The organism is Bifidobacterium callitrichos (assembly GCF_008698085.1).
GTDB classification, from domain to species: domain Bacteria; phylum Actinomycetota; class Actinomycetes; order Actinomycetales; family Bifidobacteriaceae; genus Bifidobacterium; species Bifidobacterium callitrichos.
This window is the reverse complement of record NZ_RZJP01000001.1, coordinates 610,041-612,064: the sequence shown is the minus strand read 5'-3', so window position 1 is coordinate 612,064 and position 2,024 is coordinate 610,041. Positions and strand designations below refer to the sequence as shown.

The window sequence follows — 2,024 nt, the reverse complement described above, 5'->3', positions numbered from 1 at the left end:
CTACGGTCCGACACCACGTTCCCGTTCTCCGTCCCGAGGTGAAAACCAGATGGGAAGCGCAGGGCTACTGGGCTTCGATGTTCCGGGACGGAGAACGGGAACATGGTGCCAGACACACTCGAGGCCGTTCGGCCGAGCCTACGGTCCGACACCACGTTCCCGTTCTCCGTCCCGAGGTGAAAACCAGATGGGAAGCGCAGGGCTACTGGGCTTCGATGGCGGTCAGGGCGATCGTGTTGATGATGTCCTGAACGAGGGCGCCGCGGCTCAGATCGTTGACCGGCTTGTTGAGACCCTGCAGGATCGGTCCGATGGCGAGTGCCCCGGAGGAGCGCTGCACGGCCTTGTACCCGATGTTGCCGGCGCACAGGTCCGGGAAGACGAACACGTTGACGTGACCCGCCACATCGTTGCCCTTGGCCTTGGTGGCGGCCACGGTCGGCGACCATGCGGCATCGAACTGGATGGAGCCGACGACCGGCAGATCCGGCGCCTTCTCCTTGAGCAGACGGGTGGCCTCCTCGACGACGTCCACATCCGGGCCCTTGCCCGAGCCGAGCGTGGAGTAGGAGAGCATGCCGACCTTCGGATCGATGCCGAACGCCCTTGCGGTCTCGGCGGACTGCAGCGCGATCTCGGAAAGCTGTTCGGCGTCCGGGTTCAGGTTGATCGCGCAGTCGGCGAACACGGCCACATGATCCTTGAAGCACATGAGGAACGAGCCGGAGACGAGCTTCTGGCCGGGCTTGGTCTTGATGACCTGCAGAGCCGGGCGCACGGTGTTGGCGGTGGAGTTGATCGAACCGGAGACGAGGCCGTCGGCGTATCCGAGCACGACGAGCATCGTGCCGAAGTAGCTTGCGTCCTTCAGCTGCTGGCGGGCCTGCTCCTCGGTCATGCCCTTCTTGGCGCGCAGTTCGCACAGCTTGGCGACCATCGGCATGAGCACGTTCTCGTCGTCGATCGCCTGGAAGCGGGCGCGGTCCAGATGGTTCAGCCCGAGCTCCCTGCCGCGGGCGAGGATCGCGTTCTTGTCGCCGACGATGATGAGGTTGACGATCTCGCGCTGGAGCAGGTAGTCGGCCGCCTTGATGATGCGGTCCTCCTCGCCCTCGGGCAGGACGATCGTCTTCTTGTTGGTCTTGGCCTTGCCGAGCAGGGAGAACTGGAAGGCGTACGGGGTGATGGGGAAGGTCACGTCCACGTTGAGCGCCGCGAGCACCTCCTCGGTGGGCACGTTCTTGCGGAACGTCTCCAGAGCCACGTCCTTGGTGGAGGCGTCGGTGAACTGCACCTGCGGGATCGTCCACACCGGCAGACCGTACTTGGCGAGCGTCTCCTTGACGGAGAAGGCGTGGCGCGGCTCGCAGCCGGTCACGAAGATGCCGAGCACCTTGTTGCCGGCGGCCTCCATGCCCTCGATGGAGAGCTTGACGGTCTCGTCGAGCTCGTGCGGCCAGCGGTCGATGGTGGCGATGGTCAGGAACACGCCGGCCTCGAGATCGGCGGCCACGTTCGCGTTGAACTCGTAGGTGGTCGGATCGTTGACGTGGGACTTGTCCGTGCCGACGATCAGCGCGGCCTCGGCGCGTGAGACCTCGAGCGCGTCGTTGAAGGCGCCGACGATGTCGCCGCGGGCGGTCTCCTTGTCGCGCCTGACCTCATGGATGTCGAGGCCGGTCGACAGGGCCACGCCGAGTCCGGCGTTGGATGCGGCCAGCAGCACGGGGGTGAAGTCGTCGTGATTGGACACGGCGGGGCGGAACACCATCGTCTTGTACTTCGAGGTCAGTGCATTGAGCACGCCGTAGGCCACGACGTTGCGGCCATTGGCGCCTTCCGGGCTAGCGATATACACACGGGTTACGGTCACGATGTCTTGTCTCCTTTGATAACAGGTAGGGACCTCGCCTATTATAACGACGGTTTGTTGGCGCCAGCGGTAGCGGGGGAGGGTTTTGTCGGGCCGAGCAACGAAAAATCCCGGACCGCTCTTGCGAAGCGATCCGGGATTCGTGATTGTT

Annotated in this window: 1 protein-coding gene; it reads right to left on the bottom strand. The window is 64.4% G+C overall.

What is annotated here, in order from left to right:
• Positions 1-202 precede the first annotated feature (202 nt).
• The gene (gene pta / locus EMB92_RS02695; RefSeq protein WP_043167647.1) at positions 203-1,873 is read right to left on the bottom strand and encodes a phosphate acetyltransferase; all 1,671 of its coding nucleotides are present in this window, start codon (positions 1,871-1,873) and stop codon (positions 203-205) included.
• Positions 1,874-2,024: the final 151 nt, after the last annotated feature.